This is a genomic window from Acidocella sp. MX-AZ02 (assembly GCF_000306035.1).
GTDB classification, from domain to species: domain Bacteria; phylum Pseudomonadota; class Alphaproteobacteria; order Acetobacterales; family Acetobacteraceae; genus Acidocella; species Acidocella facilis.
Genome location: NZ_JH976208.1, coordinates 687,128 through 701,095, shown reverse-complemented (window position 1 = coordinate 701,095; position 13,968 = coordinate 687,128). Strand labels below are relative to the sequence as shown.

Genomic DNA, 13,968 nt, shown 5'->3' with positions numbered 1-13,968 from the left:
CAAATTTTCGTGATCGAACGTCTAAATCCACGCCGGCCTGACCCAGACCGGCGCAGTTGGAGAGGAATCAGGCGGCTACGACGCCGACGCCACGCAGGACTGCTTCAATCTCAGCTTCGACATCAGCCATCTCAGCCATGCCGTCGACCGAATGAAGCCGGCCCTTCTCCTTATAATAAGGAAGAATAGGCGCGGTCTGCGCGTTATAGGCTTCCAGCCGCGCCTTTACGGTCTCCGCCTTGTCGTCCGGGCGCCGGGTAAACTCCGTACCGCCACAGACATCGCAAACACCGGCGGCCTTCGGCTGCTTGAAGCTATCGTGATAGCCCTCACCGCATTTTGCGCAGGTGAAGCGGCCCGAGATCCGGTCAACGAGAATCGCTTCGTCGACCTTCAACTCCACGACGGCATCCAGCTCGATCCCGCGTTCGCCGAGCATTTTGTCCAAAGCCTCGGCTTGTGGAACCGTGCGTGGGAACCCGTCCAGGATGAAGCCCTTGGCGCAGTCGGGTTTGCTGATCCGCTCACCGATCATCCGAACCAGAATATCGTCGGACACCAGCTTGCCGGCATCCATGACGCTCTTCGCTTCCAGACCGATCGGGCTGCCCGCCTTCACTTCAGCCCGGAGCATATCACCGGTTGAGATCTGCGCGACGCCATAACGCGTTTCCAGAAGCTTTGACTGTGTCCCCTTGCCTGCCCCTGGCGGCCCCAGCAAAATCAACTTCACCTGTTTCTCTCCTTACTTGCGGGCCTTACCGCGCCCCTTGCGAAGCAGCCCCTGATATTGATGAGCAAGCAGATGAGACTGGATTTGCGTCATCGTGTCCATTGTAACCGAGACAATGATCAGAAGGGAGGTACCACCAAAATAGAACGGTAGAGCGTAATGGCTCATCGCAAAATCAGGCAACAGACAGACGATGACCAAATAGGCCGCGCCGATCGCGGTCAGACGGGTCAGCACCGTATCGAAATATTTGGCCGTATTCGTGCCCGGCCGGATGCCGGGAATAAAGGCGCCGTTCTTCTTGAGATTATCCGCCGTCTCCTCCGGATTGAACGCAATCGCCGCCCAGACAAAGGAAAACGCAATGATAAGCCCCGCAAAAAGCAGCAAATAGAGCGGTTGTCCGCGCGAGAGCAGGTGCGCAATCGTCTGCAGCCAGACCGGACCACCAGCCGAAAACCCGACCAGCGTCGCCGGAATCACCAGCAGGGACGATGCGAAGATCGGCGGCATAACGCCGGAGGCATTCACCTTCAACGGCATATAATTGGCTTCGCCGCCAAACACTTTCTGCCCCATCTGGCGCTTGGGATGCTGTACCAAAATGCGACGCTGCGCGCGCTCCATGAACACGACAAAGCCGATGATGATCAGCGCCGCGATAAAAATAAAGATGATGAAGAAGGTGGACAGCGCGCCGGTGGAGCCGAGTTCAAGAATATTCGCCACGGCAATGGGCATATTCGCGACAATCCCGGAAAAGATGATCAGGCTGGAGCCATTGCCGATGCCGCGCGAGGTGATCTGCTCCCCGAGCCACATGACGAAGACGGTGCCACCGACCAGGGTGACCACCGCTGTGAACACAAAGAACGGACCTGGATCGATCACAGCGGCGCCGCTGGCGCCATGGACGCGCTCAAGGCTGACGGCGATGCCGTATGCCTGGGCCGCCGCGATCAGCACCGTCAGATAGCGCGTATATTGCGTAATCCGCTGGCGCCCGGAATCGCCCTCTTTCTTCATCGCTTCAAGTGCCGGGATCGTCGAGCTCAACAGCTGAATGATGATCGACGCGCTGATATAGGGAAGGATATTCAGGGCGAAGATGGTCATACGCCCCAGCGCACCGCCGGTGAACATGTTGAACATGCCCAGGAGGCCGTTGCCGTTCTGGCTCATCAGCTGCGCCATCACCGCGCCGTCGACACCTGGCAGGGGAACATAGGTCCCCAGGCGGAAAATGATCAGCGCACCTAGTGTAAACCAGATACGTTTCTTAAGATCTGTCGCCTTGCCGAACGCACTCAGGTTCATGCTCGCGGCCATCTGTTCTGCGGCGGATGCCATATCAATCCCTTATCCAACAAAAACGGCGCTTGCCGGGTGCTTTGCACAACAGCAAGCGCCGTTCATTCAGCGCAAATTCGCCGGTTTTCCCGGCAGAGGCAAGCCCTTAAGCGGCGGGCTCTTCCACCTTGCCACCCAGCGTCGTCACCTTGCCGCCAGCCTGCTCAACGGCCGCAACGGCCGCAGCGGAGGCGCCGGAGACCTCGAGGGTCACGGCCTTCGACAAGGAGCCGCGCGCCAACAGGCGCACGCCATCAGCCTTGTTCAGGCGGACCACGCCGGCTTCCGCCAGCTTGGCCTCGGTGATGGTCTCACCAGCGTTCAGCTTGCCGGCCTCGAGTGCTGCTTCCAGCGCATCCAGGTTCAGCGGCGCGAACACCTTGCGGTTCACGTTATGGAAGCCGCGCTTCGGCAGACGGCGATAGATCGGGAGCTGACCACCCTCAAAGCCATTGAGGGACACGCCCTCACGCGCCTTCTGACCCTTGACACCCTTACCGGAGGTCTTGCCTTTGCCAGAGCCGATACCACGGCCGAGGCGCTTGGACTTGAGACGGGCGCCGGGATTGTCCCGGATTTCGTTCAGTTTCATCGTTGCGATTCCTTACGGCTCAGCCCTGCTCTTCGACTTTGAGCAGATGCTTCACCTTGTTCACCATTCCCAGAACTTCCGGGGTGGCGTTCAGCTCAACGGTACGGCCGATCTTGTTCAGACCGAGACCGACCAGGGTGGCCTGCTGGCCGGGCTTGCGCCCGAAGCCAGAACCCAGCTGGGTGATGCGGATCTTCTTCTCAGACATCGGCGCTCTCCACCTGCTTCTCGGCCGTGCCGAACAGCTCAGCCACTTTCTTGCCACGACGATTGGCAACCTGGCGCGGGCTGGTGGTGTTCTGCAGCGCCGCGAAGGTCGCCTTCACCATGTTGTGCGGGTTACGCGAACCCAGCGACTTGGCGACCACGTCGGCGATGCCCAGCGTCTCGAAGACAGCGCGCAGCGGGCCGCCGGCGATGATGCCGGTACCGGCCGGAGCCGTACGCAGCACAACTTCACCAGCCCCAAACACGCCCTGAACATCGTGATGCAGGGTGCGGCCTTCCTTCATCGGAACGCGGATCATGGTCTTCTTGGCGCGCTCGGTCGCCTTGCGGATCGCCTCGGGCACCTCGCGGGCCTTACCGGCGCCGTAGCCGACGCGCCCCTTCTGGTCACCAACCACAACCAGAGCAGCGAAAGCGAAACGACGGCCGCCCTTCACCACTTTGGCAACGCGGTTGATCGTTACCAGCTTGTCGACGAACTCATCACCGGCCTCGCGGTCACGATCATTGTTGCGATCGCGGTCCCGGCGCTGGCCACCTTCACGTGCTTCACGTGCCATGTGCAAACCCTCTTAGAAGTCGAGGCCGCCCTCGCGGGCCGCCTCTGCCAGGGCTTTGACCCGGCCATGATACAGATAAGAACCGCGGTCGAAGACGACCTGGGTCACACCGGCTTCCTTGGAGCGCTCGGCGATCAGCTTGCCAACGGCGGCGGCGGCATCTTTGTCCGCGCCGGTCTTCAGGCTGGTCTTGAGATCCTTGTCCAGGCTCGAAGCGGCAGCAAGGGTGCGACCCTGCGCGTCGTCGATGATCTGGGCATAGATATGCTTGCCGGAGCGGAACACCGACAGGCGCGGGCGCCCGCCGGACTTCTGCCGGAGCTGATAGCGAAGGCGCGCCCGGCGGCGGGCCTGCAGGTCCAGATTGCTCGACATTATTTCTTCTTACCCTCTTTGCGGCGGATGGCCTCGCCCTCAAACTTGACGCCCTTGCCTTTATACGGCTCGGGCGGACGCCATGCGCGCAGCTCAGCGCAAACCTGGCCAACCTGGCGCTTATCGACGCCCTCGACCTTGATCGAGGTCGGCTTCTCGCAGGTCACCTTGATCCCCTCGGGGATCGGGTAGGTGACATCGTGCGAGAACCCAAGATTCACCACCAGGTTCTTGCCCTGCACCGCAGCGCGGTAACCGGTGCCGGTGATTTCCAGGGTCTTGGAGTAGCCCTGGGAAACGCCCTTCACCATGTTCGCGATGTTGGCACGGGTGGTGCCCCACATCATACGCGCCTGGGCTTCCTTGGTTTTCGGCTCAACCGAAACCTTGTTGCCGTCAACCGAGACATTGACCAGATCGGTCAGGGCCAAGGTCTGCTCACCGAGCTTGCCTTTGGCGGTGACGACATTGCCGGAGAGGGCAACGGTCACGCCGGCGGGGATCTCAACGGGATATTTACCAACACGAGACATCTTGGCGCTCCCTTAGAACACGCGGCAGAGCACTTCGCCGCCAACATTGGCAGCGCGGGCTTCCACATCGCTCATCACGCCACGCGGCGTGGACAGGATGGAGACACCGAGGCCATTATAGACGCGCGGCAGCTCCTTGATCTTGGAGTACACGCGGCGGCCCGGACGGGACACGCGGGAGATCTCCTTGATCACCGGTTGGCCTTCATTATACTTCAGCTCGATGCGCAGCTGCGCCACACCGGTGCGCACTTCCTCACGGGAATAGCCACGGATGAAGCCTTCGCGCTTCAGAACTTCAAGCACATTGGCGCGCAGGTTGGACGCCGGCGCAATGCAAGAGGTCATCCGCGCATGCTGCGCATTGCGGATGCGGGTGAGCATATCACCCAAAGGATCGGACATAGACATACTGGATTGCCCTTCCTTACCAGCTGGCCTTGACGACGCCGGGGATCTGCCCGGTGCTCGCCAGGTCGCGGAAGGCGACACGGCAGAGCTTGAACTTGCGGTAGTTACCACGCGCGCGGCCGGTCAGCTCGCAGCGCAGGCGAACCCGCACTTTGGCGCCGTTGCGCGGCAGCTGCGCGAGCTTGAGGCTCGCCTCAAAACGGTCTTCCACGGGCAACGTACGATCCATGATCGTCGCCTTCAGCGCGTCGCGCTTGCCCGCATCACGGGCCGCCATGCGCTCGCGCTTGGCATTCCGGTTGACCTGCGATGTCTTCGCCATTCTCTAAAACCCCTCCGGAACCTGCTGGAACGCCCAGCCGTTTTCCAAATAACTTGCCAAACCCGCCCGCTTACTTAGCGAACGGGAGGTTGAAGCCCTTGAGCAGTGCCTTCGCTTCCGCGTCGGTCTTTGCACTGGTCACGAAGCAAATGTCCATACCCCGGATCGCATCGACCTTATCGTACACGATTTCAGGGAAGATAATTTGCTCTTTCAGACCCAGCGTAAAGTTGCCACGGCCATCGAAACCCTTGTTTGCCGGGAGACCGCGGAAGTCGCGGACGCGCGGCAGGGCGATGGTGACCAGACGGTCAAGGAACTCATACATGCGGTCAGCACGCAGGGTCACCTTGGCGCCGATCGGCAAGCCAGCACGGATCTTGAAGCCGGCGATCGCCTTCTTCGCCACCGTCTTCACCGGCTTCTGGCCAGCGATGAGGGTCAGCTCGGCAACGGCCGCATCCAGCTTCTTCTGGTCGCCGGCGGCTTCGCCGACGCCCATGTTGATCACGATCTTTTCCAGCGTCGGGATCTGCATCTCGTTCGCGTAGTTGAACTCTTTCTTTAGCTCGGCGCGAACAACCTCACGATAGTGAGCCTTCAGACGCGGGAGAGTATTGGTTTCGCTCATTGCGGCCTCCTTCAGCCGTCAATCGCGTTGCCGCTCTTGCGAGCGACACGGACTTTGCGGCCATCGTCCAGCACGCGGAAGCCGACCTTGGTCGGCTTGTCGGTGGCGGGGTCGATCAGCGCCAGGTTCGAGACATGCACGGCGGCCTCGCGAGCGACAATGCCGCCCTCCTGGCCCATGCGGTTCGGCTTGGTGTGGTGCTTGGCAATCGCCACGCCCTGCACAACCGCTTTGTTCGCGGTCGGGTTGACGCTCAGCACCTCACCGGTCTGGCCCTTGGAGGAACCAGAGATGACGAGAACCTTGTCACCCTTCTTGATACGCGCGGCCATAATTACAGCACCTCCGGCGCCAGGCTGATAATCTTCATGAACTTCTTGGCGCGCAGCTCACGAACCACCGGCCCGAAGATACGGGTACCGATCGGCTCCTGCTGCTTGTTCAGCAGCACGGCGGCGTTGCGGTCGAAGCGGATGACGCTGCCATCCGCGCGGCGCACCGGGAAGGCGGTCCGAACGACAACGGCCTGATGGACGTCACCCTTCTTCACCTTGCCACGGGGGATCGCATCCTTGACGGACACCACGATCACATCGCCAACGGACGCGGTCTTGCGCTTGGAGCCGCCGAGCACCTTGATGCACTGCACGCGCTTGGCGCCGGAGTTGTCGGCAACATCGAGATTGGATTCAACGATAATCATGTCTCAAATCCTCTCAGCCAGCCGGCGTTTCGGACAGCGCCGCGCCATTACGCTCGGTCACCACCCAGGTCTTGCGACGGCTGATCGGCGCGCACTCTTCAATGCGAACCAGGTCACCTTCCACGCAGACATTGTTCTCGTCATGCGCCGCGTACTTCTTGGAGCGACGGATGAATTTCTTATACAGCGGATGCATGATGCGGCGCTCGACAAGCACGGTAATCGTCTTGTCCATCTTGTCGCTCACGACCCGCCCGGTCAGAACACGTTTCGGCATGGTACCCTCTTAACCCTTCTCGGCGGTGCGGGCGCGTTCCGCGAGAATCGTCTTAACGCGCGCGATGTCGCGGCGCACGGTGCGCACGCGGCTGGTGTTTTCCTGCTGCCCGGTGGCGCGCTGGAAACGCAGATTGAACTGCTCCTTGCGCAGATCCACCAACAGCGCCTTCAGCTCGTCCGGGGACTTAGCCCGAATGTCAGATGCAGTGGTCATAACTCTTACGCCTCGCCGATACGGGTGACGAACTTGGTGCGGATCGGCAGCTTCGCGGCACCCAGCGACAGGGCTTCACGAGCCAGCTGCTCGGGCACACCGTCAATCTCAAACACAATACGGCCGGGCTGAACGCGCGCGACCCAGTATTCCGGGCTACCCTTACCGGAGCCCATACGCACTTCGGCCGGCTTCGTGGAGACCGGCAGGTCCGGGAAGATGCGGATCCACACGCGGCCAGCACGCTTCATGGAGCGGGTGATGGCACGACGGGCGGCTTCGATCTGACGGGCCGTAATACGCTCGGGCTCCAGCGCCTTCAGGCCAAACGCGCCGAAATTCAGCTGCGTGTTGCCCTTGGCGTTGCCGTGGATGCGGCCTTTGTGCGCCTTGCGGAACTTGGTACGCTTAGGAGACATCATGGCTTCAAATTCCTCTTAGCGCTGCGGGGCCTGTTCGGCCGCGCGCTTGTCCTGCGCGAGCGGATCCTGAACCAGGATCTCACCCTTGAAGATCCAAACCTTAACGCCGCAGGTGCCGTAGGTGGTCATCGCCGTGGCGGTGCCGTAATCAAGGTCGGCACGCAGCGTGTGCAGCGGCACGCGGCCTTCACGGTACCACTCGACGCGGGCGATCTCAGCGCCGCCGAGACGGCCGGAGCAGGTGATCTTGATGCCCTGGGCGCCCAGACGCATCGCGGACTGCACAGCGCGCTTCATGGCGCGGCGGAAGGCCACGCGGCGCTCCAGCTGCTGAGCGATATTCTCAGCCACCAGCGTCGCATCGATCTCCGGCTTGCGGATCTCCATGATGTTCAGCGCGACATCGGTTTTCGCCATGCTGGACAGTTCCTTGCGGAGGCTGTCAATGTCCTGGCCCTTCTTGCCGATGACGACACCGGGGCGGGCAGCGTAGATGGTCACGCGCGGCTTCTTGGCCGGACGCTCGATCACCACGCGGGACACGCCCGCCTGCTGCAGCTTGCCACGCAGATGGCTGCGCAACTTCAGATCGTCGTGCAGCAGCTTGGCGTAGTCCTTGTCGGCGTACCAGCGGCTGTCCCAGGTGCGGGTGATGCCGAGGCGCAGGCCGATCGGATTAATCTTGTGACCCATATTACGCGGCCTCCCCAGCGGATTTCTCGGCGGACTTGGCGGTCTTCTTGCCGAAGCCCGGGCGGGCGTCGCGGCTGGCCTTCTCGGCCGCCTCACGCTCCTCAACAACGATCTTCAGATGGCTGAACCATTTCTCGACCATCGCGGAACGGCCACGGCCACGCGCATGGAAGCGGCGCATCACGATGCCGCGGCCAACCTCGGCGGTGGACACGAACAGCTTGTCCACGTCCAGCTGATGATTGTTCTCGGCGTTGGCGATGGCGCTTTCCAGCAGCTTCTTCACCGCCTTGGCGATGCGACGCTTGGAGAAGGTCAGGTCGGCCAGAGCGCGCTGAGCCGGCAGATTGCGGATGGAGGCCGCAACCAGGTTCAGCTTACGCGGGCTAACGCGGATGTTGCGGGCAATCGCCTCAGCCTGATTATCGGCCAGCGACCGCACTGCTTTGGGTTTGCTCATGATTAGCCCCGCTTCGCTTTCTTATCCGCCGCGTGCCCCGGGAAGGTGCGCGTGGGGGAGAACTCACCGAACTTGTGGCCGACCATGTTCTCGGTGACCTGCACGGGCAGGAATTTCCGCCCGTTATAGACACCGAAGGTCAGGCCGACAAACTGCGGCAGAATGGTGGAACGGCGCGACCAGATCTTGATGATCTCGTTGCGGCCGGAGGCGCGGGACGCCTCGGCCTTGCCAAGGAGGTATCCGTCGACGAACGGACCTTTCCAAACAGAACGTGACATCGCTTAGCCCTTCCCGCCCTTCGCCCGGCGGATGATGAGATTGTCGGTGCGCTTGTTGGAGCGCGTCTTGTAACCCTTGGTCGGCTTGCCCCACGGGGTAACCGGATGACGGCCACCGGAGGTACGGCCTTCACCACCACCGTGCGGGTGATCGACCGGGTTCATGACCACACCACGGTTATGCGGCTTGCGGCCCAGCCAACGCGAGCGACCGGCCTTGCCGATCTGCTGGTTGGAATGGTCAGCGTTGGACACCGCCCCCACGGTCGCCATGCACTCGGCGCGCACGATACGCAGCTCGCCGGAACCCAGCTTGATCTGCGCGTAGCCCTGATCCTTACCGACCAGCTGCGCGAAGGTGCCGGCCGAACGAACCAGCTTGCCGCCGGCGCCAACCTTGAGCTCAATATTGTGGATGATGGTACCCACCGGCATCGCGGAGAGCGGCATCGCATTGCCCGGCTTGATATCAGCGCGCGCGCCGGCGATGACATTGTCACCGACCTTGAGACGCTGCGGCGCCAGAATGTAAGCCAGCTCGCCATCTTCGTACTTGATCAGCGCGATGAAGGCGGTGCGGTTCGGGTCATATTCCAGACGCTCGACGGTCGCGGCCACATCGAACTTGCGGCGCTTGAAGTCCACAATACGATAAGACTGCTTATGTCCACCGCCGCGGAAACGGCTGGTGATGCGGCCATGGTTGTTACGGCCACCAGTCGAGTGCTGACCTTCGGTCAGCCCCTTCACGGGCTTGCCCTTCCACAGCTCGCTGCGGTCGATCAGCACTGTGCCGCGAAGGCTCGCCGTGACCGGATTAAAATGCTTCAATGCCATTGTTCAAAAACCTCAGGCGAGACCGGTGGTGAAATCGATGCTCTCACCCTCGGCAAGAGTCACGAACGCCTTCTTCACATCAGAGCGCTGACCGGGACGGCCCTTGAACCGCTTGGTCTTGCCCTTGGTGATCAGCGTATTGACGTTGGTCACCTTCACCTTGAACAGCGCTTCGACCGCAGCCTTGATCTCAGGCTTGGTCGCATCTGCCGCAACCTTGAAGACGAACTGGTTCTTCTCGGAAAGCAGCGTCGCCTTCTCGGTGATGTGCGGCGCACGCACGATTTCGTACATGCGCTCGTCGGAAATTTTCACAGTGCCGGTCATGCCAGGCGCTCCTTCAAACCCTCGACAGCGGCCTTGGTGACCACCAGAACGTCATGCTGCATAATGTCATAGACATTCGCGCCGACGACCGGAAGCACATCCAGCCCCTTCACGTTGCGGGAGGCGCGGCCGAACTTCTCTTCAACAGCGGCATCCACGATCAAGGCGGACTTCCAGCCAAAATTCGCAACCTTGGCGGCAACGTCCTTGGTCTTGTCCAGAGCAGCGACGCCATCAAGCACCACCAGCTTGCCCTCGGCCGCCTTGGCGGAGAGAGCGGAGATCAGACCCAGACGACGAACTTTCTTGTTCAGCGAATAGCCATGATCACGCACAACCGGACCATGGACAGCGCCACCGGTACGGAACTGGGGCGCACGCAGAGAGCCCTGACGGGCGTTACCCGTGCCCTTCTGCTTATACGGCTTGCGGGTCGTGCCAGAAACCTCGCCCATACCCTTCACCTTGTGGGTGCCTGCGCGGCGCTTCGCCAACTGCCAGTGGATCACGCGGGCAATGATGTCCACGCGGGGCTCAGCAGCGAACAGCTCATCCGGCAGCTCAACGCTGCCCGCGGCCTTCGCATCAAAATCAACAACATCAAGCTTCATTGACTCAGCCCTTCAGACCGGCGGGATAGGCTGCATCTTCGGGACGCGCCTTCTTCACCGCATCGCGCACCATCACGTAGCCGCCCTTGGAACCGGGCACCGCGCCATGCAGCAAAACGAGATTACGCTCGACATCCACACCTTCGACCTTCAGGTTCAGGGTGGTGACGCGCTCCTGGCCGAGATGGCCAGCCATCTTCTTGTTCTTGAAGGTCTTGCCGGGATCCTGACGGTTACCGGTCGAGCCCAAGGAACGATGGCTGATCGAAACGCCGTGAGACGCTTCAAGACCGCGGAAGTTCCAGCGCTTCATACCACCGGCAAAGCCCTTACCTTTGGTGATACCGGCAACGTCGACAAACTGACCAACGGTGAAGTGAGCAGCGGACAACACAGCGCCAGGCTCCAGCGCGGCATCGTCAGCCACACGGAACTCAACCAGCTTCTGCGCCGGCTCAACCTTCGCCTTGGCGAAGTGGCCCTTCTGCGCCTTGCTCACATTCTTCGCCTTGGCCTTGCCAATGCCGAGCTGAACCGCGCTGTAGCCATCATTCTCAACGTTACGCGCCGCCACAACCCGCACCTCATCGAGATGCAGAACCGTGACCGGCACATGCGTGCCGTCTTCCTTGAACAGCCGGGTCATCCCCAGCTTTTTTGCGATCACACCGGTACGCATAATACCACCTAAGCTTAGATCTTAATTTCGACTTCGACGCCGGCGGCCAGGTCGAGCTTCATCAGCGCGTCCACGGTCTGCGGGGTCGGGTCAACGATATCCAGCAAGCGCCGGTGCGTCCGAATCTCGAACTGCTCGCGGCTCTTCTTATCGACGTGGGGGGAACGGTTCACAGTGAACCGTTCGATATGGGTCGGCAAAGGAATCGGCCCCCGCACCTGCGCGCCCGTGCGCTTCGCCGTGTTCACGATGTCCTTGGTGCTGTTATCCAGCACGCGATGGTCATACGCCTTCAGGCGAATACGGATGTTTTGGTTGTCCATCTTAACTCGAACTCTTCAGATACTGGGGCCGATTGATTACTTGCTGATCTGGGCGACGACGCCCGAACCAACGGTGCGACCGCCTTCGCGGATCGCGAAACGCAGACCTTCGTCCATGGCGATCGGAGCGATCAGCTCAACGGCGATGGTCACGTTGTCGCCCGGCATCACCATTTCGGTGCCTTCCGGCAGCGTCACCACGCCGGTCACGTCCGTGGTACGGAAGTAGAACTGCGGGCGATAATTGGTGAAGAACGGGGTGTGACGGCCACCCTCTTCCTTGGTCAGGATGTAGGCCTGGCCAGAGAACTTGGTGTGCGGCGTGATGGAGCCCGGAGCCGCCAGAACCTGGCCGCGCTCGATGTCCTCACGCTTGGTGCCACGCAGCAGCGCGCCGATGTTGTCGCCAGCCTCGCCCTGATCGAGCAGCTTACGGAACATTTCCACGCCTGTCACGGTCGTCTTGGTGGTCGCACGGAGGCCGACGATCTCGACTTCCTCACCCACCTTGACCACACCGCGCTCAACGCGGCCGGTTGCCACGGTACCACGGCCGGAGATGGAGAACACGTCTTCCACCGGCATCAGGAAGGGCTTGTCGACAGCGCGCTCCGGCTGCGGAATGTAGGCGTCAACCTGAGCCATCAGCTCCAGAACGGCGTTCTTGCCGATTTCCGGGTTGGTGTCGTTCAGGGCGCAAACAGCCGAACCCTTCACGATGGGGATATCGTCGCCGGGGAAGCCGTAGTTGGAGAGCAGCTCGCGCACTTCCATCTCGACCAGCTCGACCAGATCGGGGTCAGCCAGATCCATCTTGTTCAGGAACACGACCAGAGCCGGCACGCCGACCTGACGGGCCAGCAGGATGTGCTCGCGGGTCTGCGGCATCGGGCCGTCAGCAGCGGAGCAAACCAGGATCGCGCCGTCCATCTGGGCGGCACCGGTGATCATGTTCTTCACATAGTCGGCGTGGCCGGGGCAATCGACATGCGCGTAGTGGCGGTTCTCGGTCTCATACTCCACGTGAGCGGTGGAGATGGTGATGCCGCGGGCGCGCTCTTCCGGCGCCTTGTCGATTTGATCGTAGGCGGTGAAGGTCGCGCCACCCTTCTCGGCCAACACCTTGGTGATGGCGGCGGTGAGGGAGGTCTTGCCATGGTCAACGTGGCCGATGGTGCCAATGTTAACGTGCGGCTTGTTGCGCTCAAATTTAGCTTTGGCCATTAAACTGCTCCGTGTGTGCAGGCTAAAAACTTGGAATGGTCAGAAGATTACCAGCGATAATGGCTGAAAGCCTTGTTGGCTTCGGCCATACGATGGGTGTCTTCACGCTTCTTGACCGCAGAGCCGCGATTATTCACCGCATCCTGCAGCTCGTTCGACAACCGCTCTTCCATCGTGTGCTCGCCGCGCTTGCGGGCAGAGTCGATGATCCAGCGGATCGCCAGCGCCTGACGGCGCTCGGCGCGAACCTCGACGGGGACCTGGTAGGTCGCACCGCCAACGCGGCGGGAGCGAACCTCGATCGCCGGCTTCACATTGTCCAGCGCCTCATGGAACAGGCGCACCGGGTCAGCGTTCGGCCCGCCGCGCTTCTTCAGCACGTCGAGGGCTCCATACACGATCCCTTCGGCAACGGACTTCTTGCCGTCATACATCAGCACGTTCATGAAACGGCTGATCACGATATCACCGAACTTGGCGTCCGGCAGAACTTCACGCTTCGTAGCGCGGCGGCGGCGGCTCATCTCAACCTCTCCTTACTTCGGACGCTTGGCGCCATAGAGCGAGCGACGCTTGCGACGCTTCGGCAGACCCTGCGTATCAAGAACGCCACGCAGAATGTGGTAGCGAACGCCCGGAAGATCTTTCACGCGGCCACCGCGGATCAGCACCACGGAGTGCTCCTGCAGGTTATGGCCTTCGCCAGGGATGTAGCTCACCACCTCGAACCCGTTGGTCAGGCGCACCTTGGCAACCTTACGAAGCGCGGAGTTCGGCTTCTTCGGGGTCGTCGTGTAGACGCGCGTGCAAACGCCACGCTTCTGGGGGCAGCCCTCAAGGGCCGGCACCTTGTTGCGCTTGGCTGCCGGCTCGCGGCCCTTGGCGATCAACTGGTTAATGGTCGGCATATCTCATCCTGCTACGTGTTCAAAACCCGAATTCCTTGGCGAGGAACGAATTGTCCACAAGAAATCACCGCAAGGGGGTATGGAACCCACCCTTACGGGACTGCTTATCCAGCACACGGCCTAGGTGCTTATTTGCACGGCGCCGCACGCGCTAGACTTTTACAGACAACCCGGACCGGAAACCGGAACCGCGAGAGCGCTCTCCTTAGAAGCCGCTCCCCCCCAAGTCAAGCGATTCCATAGCGCCCTTTATCAAGAAAAACGCTGTATTC

General features: G+C 61.3%; 26 protein-coding genes. All 26 read right to left on the bottom strand.

The features are described 5' to 3' along the window. Positions 1–67: 67 nt before the first annotated feature. A complete protein-coding gene (locus MXAZACID_RS11650; protein ID WP_008494564.1) occupies positions 68–733 on the bottom strand; it encodes an adenylate kinase in 666 nt (221 codons plus the stop codon). Positions 734–745: 12 nt separating this feature from the next. Next, complete coding sequence (gene secY, locus MXAZACID_RS11645) at positions 746–2,083, bottom strand: preprotein translocase subunit SecY (RefSeq protein WP_008494562.1); 1,338 nt, start codon at positions 2,081–2,083, stop codon at positions 746–748. A 106-nt stretch (positions 2,084–2,189) separates the two neighbouring features. Then, on the bottom strand, positions 2,190–2,675 hold the full coding sequence (gene rplO, locus MXAZACID_RS11640) for a 50S ribosomal protein L15 (RefSeq protein WP_008494561.1): 486 nt from the start codon (positions 2,673–2,675) through the stop codon (positions 2,190–2,192). A 19-nt stretch (positions 2,676–2,694) separates the two neighbouring features. Then, positions 2,695–2,883, bottom strand: coding sequence for a 50S ribosomal protein L30 (gene rpmD, locus MXAZACID_RS11635; RefSeq protein WP_008494560.1), 189 nt, complete (start codon positions 2,881–2,883; stop codon positions 2,695–2,697). Further along, on the bottom strand, positions 2,876–3,463 hold the full coding sequence (gene rpsE, locus MXAZACID_RS11630) for a 30S ribosomal protein S5 (RefSeq protein WP_008494559.1): 588 nt from the start codon (positions 3,461–3,463) through the stop codon (positions 2,876–2,878). The genes rpmD and rpsE overlap by 8 nt, the downstream gene beginning before the upstream one ends. A 12-nt stretch (positions 3,464–3,475) precedes the next feature. Next, a complete protein-coding gene (gene rplR / locus MXAZACID_RS11625; protein WP_008494558.1) occupies positions 3,476–3,838 on the bottom strand; it encodes a 50S ribosomal protein L18 in 363 nt (120 codons plus the stop codon). Continuing rightward, positions 3,838–4,371: a 50S ribosomal protein L6 gene (gene rplF, locus MXAZACID_RS11620; RefSeq protein WP_008494557.1), complete on the bottom strand. Its 534-nt coding sequence runs from the start codon at positions 4,369–4,371 to the stop codon at positions 3,838–3,840. The genes rplR and rplF overlap by 1 nt, the downstream gene beginning before the upstream one ends. A 12-nt stretch (positions 4,372–4,383) precedes the next feature. Beyond that, complete coding sequence (rpsH, locus tag MXAZACID_RS11615; protein WP_008494556.1) at positions 4,384–4,782, bottom strand: 30S ribosomal protein S8; 399 nt, start codon at positions 4,780–4,782, stop codon at positions 4,384–4,386. A gap of 16 nt (positions 4,783–4,798) precedes the next feature. Then, entirely contained in the window at positions 4,799–5,104 is a 306-nt protein-coding gene (gene rpsN, locus MXAZACID_RS11610; RefSeq protein WP_008494555.1) for a 30S ribosomal protein S14, read from the bottom strand. 70 nt (positions 5,105–5,174) lie between these two features. Beyond that, positions 5,175–5,735, bottom strand: coding sequence for a 50S ribosomal protein L5 (gene rplE, locus MXAZACID_RS11605; RefSeq protein ID WP_008494554.1), 561 nt, complete (start codon positions 5,733–5,735; stop codon positions 5,175–5,177). An 11-nt stretch (positions 5,736–5,746) separates the two neighbouring features. Further along, positions 5,747–6,067, bottom strand: a complete 321-nt coding sequence (rplX, locus tag MXAZACID_RS11600; RefSeq protein ID WP_008494553.1) for a 50S ribosomal protein L24 — start codon at positions 6,065–6,067, stop codon at positions 5,747–5,749. Positions 6,068–6,069: 2 nt separating this feature from the next. Next, complete coding sequence (rplN, locus tag MXAZACID_RS11595; RefSeq protein ID WP_008494552.1) at positions 6,070–6,438, bottom strand: 50S ribosomal protein L14; 369 nt, start codon at positions 6,436–6,438, stop codon at positions 6,070–6,072. 13 nt (positions 6,439–6,451) lie between these two features. Beyond that, positions 6,452–6,715 (bottom strand): 30S ribosomal protein S17, encoded by a 264-nt coding sequence (gene rpsQ, locus MXAZACID_RS11590; RefSeq protein ID WP_008494551.1) that lies wholly within the window; start codon positions 6,713–6,715, stop codon positions 6,452–6,454. Positions 6,716–6,724: 9 nt separating this feature from the next. After that, positions 6,725–6,931 carry a 50S ribosomal protein L29 gene (gene rpmC, locus MXAZACID_RS11585; protein WP_008494550.1) on the bottom strand — a complete coding sequence of 69 codons (207 nt, stop codon included), beginning with the start codon at positions 6,929–6,931 and terminating at the stop codon, positions 6,725–6,727. Between the two features lie 5 nt (positions 6,932–6,936). Then, positions 6,937–7,353 (bottom strand): 50S ribosomal protein L16, encoded by a 417-nt coding sequence (rplP, locus tag MXAZACID_RS11580; protein ID WP_008494549.1) that lies wholly within the window; start codon positions 7,351–7,353, stop codon positions 6,937–6,939. A gap of 15 nt (positions 7,354–7,368) precedes the next feature. Then, positions 7,369–8,046: a 30S ribosomal protein S3 gene (gene rpsC / locus MXAZACID_RS11575; RefSeq protein ID WP_008494548.1), complete on the bottom strand. Its 678-nt coding sequence runs from the start codon at positions 8,044–8,046 to the stop codon at positions 7,369–7,371. Position 8,047: 1 nt separating this feature from the next. Continuing rightward, positions 8,048–8,506, bottom strand: a complete 459-nt coding sequence (gene rplV, locus MXAZACID_RS11570) for a 50S ribosomal protein L22 (RefSeq protein ID WP_008494547.1) — start codon at positions 8,504–8,506, stop codon at positions 8,048–8,050. Between the two features lie 2 nt (positions 8,507–8,508). Continuing rightward, on the bottom strand, positions 8,509–8,787 hold the full coding sequence (gene rpsS / locus MXAZACID_RS11565) for a 30S ribosomal protein S19 (RefSeq protein ID WP_008494546.1): 279 nt from the start codon (positions 8,785–8,787) through the stop codon (positions 8,509–8,511). Positions 8,788–8,790: 3 nt separating this feature from the next. After that, positions 8,791–9,624 carry a 50S ribosomal protein L2 gene (gene rplB, locus MXAZACID_RS11560; protein WP_008494545.1) on the bottom strand — a complete coding sequence of 278 codons (834 nt, stop codon included), beginning with the start codon at positions 9,622–9,624 and terminating at the stop codon, positions 8,791–8,793. Positions 9,625–9,636: 12 nt separating this feature from the next. Beyond that, entirely contained in the window at positions 9,637–9,951 is a 315-nt protein-coding gene (locus MXAZACID_RS11555; RefSeq protein WP_008494544.1) for a 50S ribosomal protein L23, read from the bottom strand. Beyond that, on the bottom strand, positions 9,948–10,562 hold the full coding sequence (gene rplD, locus MXAZACID_RS11550; RefSeq protein WP_008494543.1) for a 50S ribosomal protein L4: 615 nt from the start codon (positions 10,560–10,562) through the stop codon (positions 9,948–9,950). The genes MXAZACID_RS11555 and rplD overlap by 4 nt, the downstream gene beginning before the upstream one ends. Positions 10,563–10,566: 4 nt before the next feature. Continuing rightward, positions 10,567–11,241, bottom strand: a complete 675-nt coding sequence (gene rplC / locus MXAZACID_RS11545; protein WP_008494542.1) for a 50S ribosomal protein L3 — start codon at positions 11,239–11,241, stop codon at positions 10,567–10,569. A gap of 14 nt (positions 11,242–11,255) precedes the next feature. Next, positions 11,256–11,564 (bottom strand): 30S ribosomal protein S10, encoded by a 309-nt coding sequence (gene rpsJ, locus MXAZACID_RS11540; protein ID WP_008494541.1) that lies wholly within the window; start codon positions 11,562–11,564, stop codon positions 11,256–11,258. Positions 11,565–11,600: 36 nt separating this feature from the next. Next, positions 11,601–12,788 carry an elongation factor Tu gene (tuf, locus tag MXAZACID_RS11535; RefSeq protein WP_008494540.1) on the bottom strand — a complete coding sequence of 396 codons (1,188 nt, stop codon included), beginning with the start codon at positions 12,786–12,788 and terminating at the stop codon, positions 11,601–11,603. A gap of 47 nt (positions 12,789–12,835) precedes the next feature. After that, positions 12,836–13,312, bottom strand: coding sequence for a 30S ribosomal protein S7 (gene rpsG / locus MXAZACID_RS11530; RefSeq protein WP_008494539.1), 477 nt, complete (start codon positions 13,310–13,312; stop codon positions 12,836–12,838). A gap of 12 nt (positions 13,313–13,324) precedes the next feature. Then, positions 13,325–13,696, bottom strand: a complete 372-nt coding sequence (gene rpsL / locus MXAZACID_RS11525; RefSeq protein ID WP_008494538.1) for a 30S ribosomal protein S12 — start codon at positions 13,694–13,696, stop codon at positions 13,325–13,327. Positions 13,697–13,968: the final 272 nt, after the last annotated feature.

Excerpts from the sequence above, each read along its gene's own strand:
- secY (WP_008494562.1), bottom strand. The coding sequence starts at position 2,083 with ATGGCATCCGCCGCAGAACAGATGGCCGCGAGCATGAACCTGAGTGCG.
- rplO (WP_008494561.1), bottom strand. The coding sequence starts at position 2,675 with ATGAAACTGAACGAAATCCGGGACAATCCCGGCGCCCGTCTCAAGTCC.
- rpmD (WP_008494560.1), bottom strand. The coding sequence starts at position 2,883 with ATGTCTGAGAAGAAGATCCGCATCACCCAGCTGGGTTCTGGCTTCGGG.
- rpsE (WP_008494559.1), bottom strand. The coding sequence starts at position 3,463 with ATGGCACGTGAAGCACGTGAAGGTGGCCAGCGCCGGGACCGCGATCGC.
- rplR (WP_008494558.1), bottom strand. The coding sequence starts at position 3,838 with ATGTCGAGCAATCTGGACCTGCAGGCCCGCCGCCGGGCGCGCCTTCGC.
- rplF (WP_008494557.1), bottom strand. The coding sequence starts at position 4,371 with ATGTCTCGTGTTGGTAAATATCCCGTTGAGATCCCCGCCGGCGTGACC.
- rpsH (WP_008494556.1), bottom strand. The coding sequence starts at position 4,782 with ATGTCTATGTCCGATCCTTTGGGTGATATGCTCACCCGCATCCGCAAT.
- rpsN (WP_008494555.1), bottom strand. The coding sequence starts at position 5,104 with ATGGCGAAGACATCGCAGGTCAACCGGAATGCCAAGCGCGAGCGCATG.
- rplE (WP_008494554.1), bottom strand. The coding sequence starts at position 5,735 with ATGAGCGAAACCAATACTCTCCCGCGTCTGAAGGCTCACTATCGTGAG.
- rplX (WP_008494553.1), bottom strand. The coding sequence starts at position 6,067 with ATGGCCGCGCGTATCAAGAAGGGTGACAAGGTTCTCGTCATCTCTGGT.
- rplN (WP_008494552.1), bottom strand. The coding sequence starts at position 6,438 with ATGATTATCGTTGAATCCAATCTCGATGTTGCCGACAACTCCGGCGCC.
- rpsQ (WP_008494551.1), bottom strand. The coding sequence starts at position 6,715 with ATGCCGAAACGTGTTCTGACCGGGCGGGTCGTGAGCGACAAGATGGAC.
- rpmC (WP_008494550.1), bottom strand. The coding sequence starts at position 6,931 with ATGACCACTGCATCTGACATTCGGGCTAAGTCCCCGGACGAGCTGAAG.
- rplP (WP_008494549.1), bottom strand. The coding sequence starts at position 7,353 with ATGATGTCTCCTAAGCGTACCAAGTTCCGCAAGGCGCACAAAGGCCGC.
- rpsC (WP_008494548.1), bottom strand. The coding sequence starts at position 8,046 with ATGGGTCACAAGATTAATCCGATCGGCCTGCGCCTCGGCATCACCCGC.
- rplV (WP_008494547.1), bottom strand. The coding sequence starts at position 8,506 with ATGAGCAAACCCAAAGCAGTGCGGTCGCTGGCCGATAATCAGGCTGAG.
- rpsS (WP_008494546.1), bottom strand. The coding sequence starts at position 8,787 with ATGTCACGTTCTGTTTGGAAAGGTCCGTTCGTCGACGGATACCTCCTT.
- rplB (WP_008494545.1), bottom strand. The coding sequence starts at position 9,624 with ATGGCATTGAAGCATTTTAATCCGGTCACGGCGAGCCTTCGCGGCACA.
- MXAZACID_RS11555 (WP_008494544.1), bottom strand. The coding sequence starts at position 9,951 with ATGACCGGCACTGTGAAAATTTCCGACGAGCGCATGTACGAAATCGTG.
- rplD (WP_008494543.1), bottom strand. The coding sequence starts at position 10,562 with ATGAAGCTTGATGTTGTTGATTTTGATGCGAAGGCCGCGGGCAGCGTT.
- rplC (WP_008494542.1), bottom strand. The coding sequence starts at position 11,241 with ATGCGTACCGGTGTGATCGCAAAAAAGCTGGGGATGACCCGGCTGTTC.
- rpsJ (WP_008494541.1), bottom strand. The coding sequence starts at position 11,564 with ATGGACAACCAAAACATCCGTATTCGCCTGAAGGCGTATGACCATCGC.
- tuf (WP_008494540.1), bottom strand. The coding sequence starts at position 12,788 with ATGGCCAAAGCTAAATTTGAGCGCAACAAGCCGCACGTTAACATTGGC.
- rpsG (WP_008494539.1), bottom strand. The coding sequence starts at position 13,312 with ATGAGCCGCCGCCGCCGCGCTACGAAGCGTGAAGTTCTGCCGGACGCC.
- rpsL (WP_008494538.1), bottom strand. The coding sequence starts at position 13,696 with ATGCCGACCATTAACCAGTTGATCGCCAAGGGCCGCGAGCCGGCAGCC.